Origin of the sequence: Verminephrobacter aporrectodeae subsp. tuberculatae At4, assembly GCF_000193225.1 — a bacterium.
GTDB classification, from domain to species: Bacteria; Pseudomonadota; Gammaproteobacteria; order Burkholderiales; family Burkholderiaceae_C; genus Acidovorax; species Acidovorax aporrectodeae.
Genome location: NZ_AFAL01000997.1, coordinates 1 through 7,464, shown reverse-complemented (window position 1 = coordinate 7,464; position 7,464 = coordinate 1). Strand labels below are relative to the sequence as shown.

The following is a 7,464-nucleotide window of genomic DNA, read 5'->3' as shown; positions in this document are numbered from 1 at the left end:
CCGACTGGCTGCTGCGCGCGGGGCTGGACTGGTCCTGCTGCGGCGTGCTGGAGCAGCGCAGCGGCGGCCTGCCCGCCCACTGGGGCGACGGGCCCGGCGCCGACTGGAGCCGGCCGGCGCCGCCCGCGGCACTCGCCGAGGCCCGGCTGCCGCCCCACGCTACCGCGTGCTGGCACAGGCAGGCGGGCTGGCTGCGCCCGGCGCGCATGGTGGCGGCGCTGCTCGCGCGGCCCGGAATCCGCTGGCAAGGCGATTGCCGGGTGGCGCTGCTGCAGCGCGTCGAACACTCCGCCGCCGCAGAGGGCGGCGCAGCCCGCACGGCCTGGCAGGCGCTCGACGACCAGGGCCGGGTGCTGGCCGAGGCGCGCACCGTGGTCATCGCTGCGGGCGCCGGCACCCCGCAGCTGCTGGAACAGTTGGCGCAGCGCTGGCCCTTGCAGGCGGTGCGCGGCCAATTGTCCTGGGGCCTGCACGCCGAGCGCGCCGCGCCGCTGCTGCCGTTTGCGGCCAACGGCCAGGGCCATCTGATCCCCCGCTTTCCCTGGGGGACGACCCGGACGGCCCCACGCCTGGCTGCTGGGCTCCACCTTCGAACGCGGCGTGGACGGGCTGCCGCCCGCGCGCGCCGAGGTCCGGGAGGCGCACGCCGCGAACTGGGCCCGCCTGCAGGCCCTGCTGCCCCAAATCGCACCGCAGTTGGCGCCCGCGTTTGCGCCCCACCTGGGGGCGTCGGACGGCGGGCGAACCGGACCCGCCGACCAAGAGGGCGCCCCATCGGCGGAGCCTGCCGCCGAGTCCTGGGCCGCCGTGCGCTGCACCGCACCGGACCGTTTGCCCATCGTCGGCCCGGTCGATGCCGCTGCCCTGCCCGGGCTGTGGGTCTGTAGCGCCATGGGCGCGCGCGGGCTGACCCTGGCGCCCCTGTGCGGCGAACTGCTGGCGGCGCGCCTGCAGGGCGAGCCCCTGCCGCTGGAGCAAAAGCTGGCCCGGGCGCTCGGGACGGAGCGCATGCAGCGCCTGCGCCACGCGCAGTCCCCGGAGCAGCCGGAAGCCCGCATCCATCCTTGCTTATAACCAAACATGAATACATGCAGCATGAAACAATAGTTTGCTTCCATAAGAAGTCCCTCTACATTCGCATCCATGCATGACGCAGCGCGTCGTCGTTCCCCGCTCGTTCCTGCCGGGGCAAACAGCCAAGCTGATGTTCATCTGATACCGATCCGGATAGCCCCGCCATGTACCAATACACCGCATTCGACAAACAGTTCGTGCAACGGCGTGCAAGGCAGTTTCGCGACCAACTCGAACGCTGGCAGAGCGGCAAGCTGAGCGAGGACGGCTTTCGCCCCCTGCGCCTGCAAAACGGCTGGTACGTGCAACGCTATGCGCCCATGCTGCGCGTGGCCGTGCCCTACGGCGAGATCGCCAGCCGCCAGCTGCGCGTGCTCGCGCGCATCGCCCGGGAATACGACGAACCCGAAGCCGCCGTGTTCCAGACCGCCATGGAGGGCCAGGGCAAGCTGGGAACGACTTTTCTGCCCAAGAACTGCGCCCACTTCACCACCCGCACGAATGTGCAGTTCAACTGGATCGCCCTGTCCCGCAGCGCCGACGTGATGGACCTGCTCGCCAGCGTGGACATGCACGGCATCCAGACCAGCGGCAACTGCATCCGCAACACCACCACCGACGCGCTCGCGGGCGTGGCGGTCGATGAAATCGTCGACCCCCGCCCCTACGCCGAAACTGCGCCAATGGAGCACGCTGCACCCCGAGTTCGCCTTTTTGCCGCGCAAGTTCAAGATCGCGGTCAGCGGCGCCCGGGAGGACCGTGCGGCCACGGGCTGGCACGACGTGGGCCTGCAACTCGCCAAGAACGCTGCGGGCGAGGTCGGCTTTCGGGTCACGGTGGGCGGCGGCATGGGCCGCACGCCGCTGATCGGCGCGGTGATCCGCGAATTCCTGCCGTGGCAGCAGATCATGAATTACATCGAGGCCGTGGTGCGCGTGTACAACGCGCATGGCCGCCGCGACAACAAGTACAAGGCGCGCATCAAGGTCCTGGTGAAGTCCGAGGGCCAACGCTACATCGACGCCGTGGAGGAGGAATACCGCCAGATCATGGAGATCGACGGCGGCCCGCACACCATCTCCCAGGCCGAATTCGACCGCGTGGCGGCCTGCTTCGTGGCACCCGCTCTGACCGATCTCCCGGACCTGGACCCCCAGGCGCTCGAAGCCGCGCTCCAGGCCCGGGCCGCCGGGCATGTGGCCTTTGGCCGCTGGCTGCAACGCAACGTGCACGCGCACCGCAACCCGCAGCTGCGCGCCGTGACGCTGTCGTTCAAGCGCCCCGGCCAGTCGCCCGGCGACGCCAGCGGCGATCAGCTCGAGGCCTTGGCCGATCTCGTGGACGAATACTCCGCCGGCGAGGCGCGCGTGACGCACGATCAGAACATGCTCCTGCCCTGGGTGCACGCCAGCCGCCTGTTCGAACTATGGCAGGAGGCCCGGGCCCTGGGCCTGGCGAGCGCCAACGTGCAGCTGCTCACCGACATGATCGCCTGCCCCGGCGGCGACTTCTGCGCGCTCGCCAACGCCCGCTCACTGCCGATCGCCGAGGCCATCGCGCAGCGCTACCAGGACTTGGACGAGCTCGACGACCTCGGCGCAATCGACCTGCACATCAGCGGCTGCATCAATAGCTGCGGCCACCACCACAGCGGTCACATCGGAATCCTGGGCGTCGACAAGGACGGCAAGGAGTGGTACCAGGTGACGCTCGGCGGTTCGGACGGCAGCGACCTCTCCGGCCCCGCGGCAGCCGGCAAGGTGATCGGCCCGTCGTTCTCGGCCGCCGAACTGCCCGACGTGATCGAGGCCGTCCTCGACACCTACCGCGACCTGCGCGAACGCGGTGAGAGCCTGCAATCCACCGTGCGCCGCACCGGCCTGGAGCCCTTCAAGGAGGCCGCCAAAACGGCGCGCCACAGGGACGAACCGGTCGCGGCCTGAACCTCCTCGGCGTGCAGAGAGCCCCCACAAGGACCCCGCCATGAAAATACTTGCCCCCCGGACCACCACCCCCCGCTGCCAGCGACCCGCGCGCCGTGGCGCTGGCCAACGACGCCGACGCCCTGGCGCTGCCTCTGGACGGCGTGGAGCGGGTGGACCTGCATTTCCCCGACTTCACCGATGGCCGGGCGTTCAGCCAGGCCTTTCTGCTGCGCCGCCGCCGCGGCTTTCAGGGGGAAATCCGCGCCACGGGCCAGGTGCTGATCGACCAACTGCTGCAAATGCGGCGCACCGGCTTCTCGTGCGCCGTGCTGAGCGCGGGCGTGGACGCGGCCGACGCGCAGCGCCAGCTCGACCGGTTCCCGGGCTTCTACCAGGGCGACGCAGTCCAGCCCCGGCCGCACTTTGCCCAGGCCACATGATGTCCGGCAACGCCAGCACCGCCATCCCCGCGCGCGGAAAACCCGCCAAGGCCAGCGCGCTGCACGCCCGCGCGAGCGCCAGCTTCGACGCCAAACTGGCCGAAACGCAGGCGCTGCTGCGCCAGGCCGCAGCGCTGGGCGCGGACGCGGTCACGCAGGCGTCGAGCCTGGGCGCCGAGGACGTGCTCATCACGCACCTGACGAATTCGCTGCAACTGGACATCCCGGTCTTCGTGCTCGACACCGGCGCGCTGCACACCGAAACCCTGGCACTGCTGGAGCGCACCCAGGCGCACGCGCGCGCGCCGGTCACGGTGTACCGGCCGCGGACCGAAGCGGTCATCCACTTCGTGCGCAGCCACGGGCAGGACGCGATGTACCAGAGCGTCGATTTGCGCAAGGCCTGCTGCGGCATCCGCAAGATGGAACCGCTGGCGCGCGCGCTCGCCGGCAAGAGCGCCTGGATCACCGGCCTGCGCCGCGAGCAGTCCGACGCGCGCGCCGAGGTGCCGCTGATCGACCGCGCAGAGGCCGCGGCCCGGGGCCTGACCAAATTCAACCCCCTGGCCCGCTGGACCTGGGGCGACGTGTGGCACTACATCGCCACCCACGGCGTGGACTACAACCCGCTGCACGACCGCTTCTACCCGAGCATCGGCTGCGCACCCTGCACCCGGGCCATCAGCCTGGGCGAGGATGCGCGCGCCGGCCGCTGGTGGTGGGAGGACGAAGGCGCCAAGGAATGCGGACTGCACACCCAAAACGACTGATACCACCGGAGAGCCCCGCCATGAACGCCCGCACCGACACCGCACTGCTCCAGACGCCCGCCAACGGCAGGAGCCAACACCTGAGCACCGCGCAGCTCGACGCGCTGGAGGAGGAAAGCATCTTCATCCTGCGCGAGGTGGTCGCCGCCTTCGAACGCCCCGCGCTGCTGTTTTCGGGCGGCAAGGACTCCCTGGTCATGCTCTGGTGCGCCGCAAAAGCCTTCGGCGCCGGGCGCATCCCCTTCCCGCTGCTCATGATCGACACCGGACACAACTTCCCCGAAGTGACCGCGTTCCGCGACCAGCGCGCACGCGAGCTGGGCGCCGAACTCATCGTGCGCAGCGTCGAGGATTCGATGGCCCGCGGCAGCGTGCGCCTGGCGCACCCGGACGAGTCGCGCAACGTGCACCAGTCGGTGACGCTGCTCGAAGCCATCGAGGAATTGCGCTTCGACGCGCTCATCGGCGGCGCGCGCCGCGACGAGGAAAAGGCGCGCGCCAAGGAGCGCATCTTCTCGCACCGCGACGGCTTCGGCCAATGGCAGCCCAAGGCCCAGCGCCCCGAGCTGTGGACGCTGTTCAACACCCGCCTGCAACCCGGCGAGCATTTCCGCGTATTCCCGATCAGCAACTGGACGGAACTGGACGTGTGGCAGTACATCGCCCGCGAGAACATCGCGCTGCCCTCGCTGTACTACACGCACCCGCGCCAGGTAGTGCAGCGCCGGGGCCTCCTGGTTCCCGTGACCGCGCTGACCCCGGCGCGGGACGGCGAATGCATAGAGACGCGCCAGGTGCGCTTTCGCACCGTGGGCGACATCCCCTGCACCTGCCCGGTGGAAAGCCCGGCGGCCACGGCGCACGAGGTCGTGCACGAAACCCTGGCCGCCGACATGAGCGAACGCGGCGCCACGCGCATGGACGACCAGACCAGCGAAGCCTCGATGGAAAAGCGCAAGAAAGACGGGTACTTCTGATGAGCAGCATCCCCCATCCGATCGCTGCCGAGGCCCCCGGCGCATACGGACACAACGGACGCAACGGGCACCACTGCGCGCTGAAATTCATCACCTGCGGCAGCGTAGACGACGGCAAGAGCACGCTCATCGGCCGCCTGCTGATCGACAGCCGCGCGGTGCTGCAGGACCAGCTGGCAGGCGTGCAGCGCGGCGGCACCACCGACCTCGCGCTGCTCACCGACGGCCTGAGCGCCGAACGCGAGCAGGGCATCACCATCGACGTGGCCTACCGCTACTTTGCCACGCCAGCGCGCAAATTCATCATCGGCGACGCGCCCGGCCACGAGCAGTACACGCGCAACATGGTCACCGCAGCGAGCAGCGCGGACGCGGCCGTGGTGCTGATCGACGCGAGCAAGCTCGACTGGCGCAACCCGGGGCTGGCCCTGCTGCCGCAAACACGCCGCCACGCGCTGCTGGCGCATCTGCTGCGCGTGCATTCGCTGGTGTTCGCCGTGAACAAGCTCGACGCAGTGGCCGACCCCGTGCTCGCCTACCGGCATATCCAGGACGCACTCAGCGCCTTCGCCCAGGCCGCAGGCATTGCCGTGCACGCCACGGTGCCGATCTCCGCGCTCGAGGGCTGGAACGTGGTGGACGCGCACCCGGACTGGTGCGGCTACGCCGGCCCGACGCTGCTGCAAGTGCTCGAAGCGCTGCCCAACACCCCGGCCGACACCGCGTTGCCGCTGGCGTTCCCGGTGCAATGGGTGGAGAAATTCTCCTCGTCCGCAGAGACCTCCCAAGGCCGGCGCGTTCTCTGGGGCCGCGTGGCCGCGGGCACCATCGCGCCGGGCGCCGCGGTGCAGGTCTTCCCGGGCGGCCAGCCGGCCACCGTAGTCCAGGTGCTGGACCACGCGCGCCGCCCGACCGACGTGCCTGCGGGCAGCAGCGCCGGGATCATCCTCGACCGCGAACTGGACGTGTCGCGCGGCGACTGGCTCCTGGCCACCCCCGACGGCTTCGACGCCCCCGCCTGGCCCGCGCGCCACGAACTGCGCGCCACCGTGGCCTGGATGGACGACGCACCCCTGGTCGCCGGCCGCGTGTACTGGGCGCTGCACGGCCACCGCTGGGTCAAGGCCCGGGTCCGGGCCGTGCTGCACAGGCTCGACATCAGCACCCTGGCCGAAGAAGCCGCCACGCAACTCGGCCCGAACGCCATCGGCCACGTGGACCTGCTGCTCCAAGAGCCCCTGCCCGCAGCGCCCTTTGCCCAGGCGCGCGTGCTCGGCGCGCTGATCCTGGTGGACACCGCAAGCCACAAGACCGCCGGCGCCGTGCTGGTGAACTAAGTCTGAAGTCCTGCGCGGGGCAAACCGGGGCGGCATGGCGCTGCCCGGTGTGCAGGGCGGCGCAGGTCATTCCGGGGTCACTGCGCAGCGGGGGCAGCATGCCGTGCTCCTCCCGGCTCTGCCCGATCAGGTTCTCCGCCAGCGAGCGCTCGTGGTAGCCGCTGGCTTGTTTCCATTCGCGTCTACCGCTCTCTGCGATCCTGCCCGTGGCCGCATTGCGTCAAGCTGCGCCCGGCGTGGCCTGCGGCCAGGGCATGCGCCGCCTCCGGGGCCGGGTGATCCGGGGAGCCGGGATGGCGCGATGCCCTGCCCACGGAACAACCGATACCCACACTCCCGGATCGACCATTTTTCCTGCCCTCGGCTGAAAAATGGAATGCGAGTAATAATCGTTCCTAGCAGCTGACTGCGACTACTTTCATCCGCCCCCCAGGAGGTTTGACATGGTCCGCACCCTCTCCGATGCACGCACTGCCAAGCAGCGGCCAAGGCATGGCACCTTCGCGCGCGGCGATCCACGCGGGACACGCTTTGGTGTCGTAGGCGCCATCGCTGCCAACGATGTCAACCGGTGTCCCGGGCGGAATCTGCTCGAGCCAATCGCTCAGGGCCTCACCGCAGACGCAGAGTTTGGAGCCGGTGCTGTCGACCGCCAGATGCAGTGGCTCACCCGTGCGCAGCGCGGGCAAGACGACGACTCGCAGACCTTGCGCGCGGCGGCTCAGGGTCGTGCAGCTGGGCGCCGGCCAAGTCGGAGAAGCGAGCCGGCGCAGGCTCTGAGCAAATCCCCGCAGCGGGTGCGGGCGTCAGAAGGCTCTCGTCGATCCCCATCGCGACATCTCCTCTGGCGATCAACCCCGCGGTGTAGCTGCACGGCAGAAATGCCCGTGCGCCATGTAACCCAGGATTTATACAACAACGCATCCAAAGGGAGCTTCAT

General features: G+C 69.9%; 6 protein-coding genes and 3 pseudogenes. 6 read left to right on the top strand and 3 right to left on the bottom strand.

Annotation, left to right across the window (positions count from 1 at the left end):
• Positions 1–511 (bottom strand): hypothetical protein (locus tag VTU_RS35780; RefSeq protein ID WP_369021529.1); only part of this gene is annotated, 511 nt, incomplete at its 3' end.
• Between the two features lie 89 nt (positions 512–600).
• On the opposite strand from VTU_RS35780, the gene VTU_RS35330 reads away from it, so the two are divergent.
• From VTU_RS35330 to VTU_RS0124355, 6 genes and pseudogenes are all read left to right on the top strand, one after another.
• Entirely contained in the window at positions 601–1,074 is a 474-nt protein-coding gene (locus VTU_RS35330) for an FAD-dependent oxidoreductase (protein WP_010110349.1), read from the top strand.
• 164 nt (positions 1,075–1,238) lie between these two features.
• Positions 1,239–3,018 (top strand): annotated as a pseudogene (locus tag VTU_RS30245) (nitrite/sulfite reductase).
• Between the two features lie 50 nt (positions 3,019–3,068).
• Positions 3,069–3,440 (top strand): DUF934 domain-containing protein, encoded by a 372-nt coding sequence (locus VTU_RS0124370; protein WP_029554726.1) that lies wholly within the window; start codon positions 3,069–3,071, stop codon positions 3,438–3,440.
• Complete coding sequence (locus tag VTU_RS0124365; RefSeq protein WP_010110346.1) at positions 3,440–4,210, top strand: phosphoadenylyl-sulfate reductase; 771 nt, start codon at positions 3,440–3,442, stop codon at positions 4,208–4,210. The genes VTU_RS0124370 and VTU_RS0124365 overlap by 1 nt, the downstream gene beginning before the upstream one ends.
• A 20-nt stretch (positions 4,211–4,230) precedes the next feature.
• Positions 4,231–5,187, top strand: coding sequence for a sulfate adenylyltransferase subunit CysD (gene cysD / locus VTU_RS0124360; protein WP_010110344.1), 957 nt, complete (start codon positions 4,231–4,233; stop codon positions 5,185–5,187).
• Positions 5,187–6,524 carry a sulfate adenylyltransferase subunit 1 gene (locus tag VTU_RS0124355; protein ID WP_010110342.1) on the top strand — a complete coding sequence of 446 codons (1,338 nt, stop codon included), beginning with the start codon at positions 5,187–5,189 and terminating at the stop codon, positions 6,522–6,524. Before cysD ends, VTU_RS0124355 begins: the two co-directional genes overlap by 1 nt.
• 124 nt (positions 6,525–6,648) lie before the next feature.
• Here VTU_RS0124355 and VTU_RS33320 read toward each other — a convergent pair.
• Positions 6,649–6,795, bottom strand: a pseudogene (locus VTU_RS33320) (IS5/IS1182 family transposase); the annotation flags it as partial.
• Positions 6,796–7,009: 214 nt separating this feature from the next.
• Positions 7,010–7,391 (bottom strand): annotated as a pseudogene (locus tag VTU_RS30240) (transposase); the annotation flags it as partial.
• Between the last annotated feature and the right edge of the window lie 73 nt (positions 7,392–7,464).

Coding starts and splice junctions, on each gene's coding strand:
- cysD (WP_010110344.1), top strand. CDS start 4,231: ATGAACGCCCGCACCGACACCGCACTGCTCCAGACGCCCGCCAACGGC.
- VTU_RS0124365 (WP_010110346.1), top strand. CDS start 3,440: ATGTCCGGCAACGCCAGCACCGCCATCCCCGCGCGCGGAAAACCCGCC.
- VTU_RS0124355 (WP_010110342.1), top strand. CDS start 5,187: ATGAGCAGCATCCCCCATCCGATCGCTGCCGAGGCCCCCGGCGCATAC.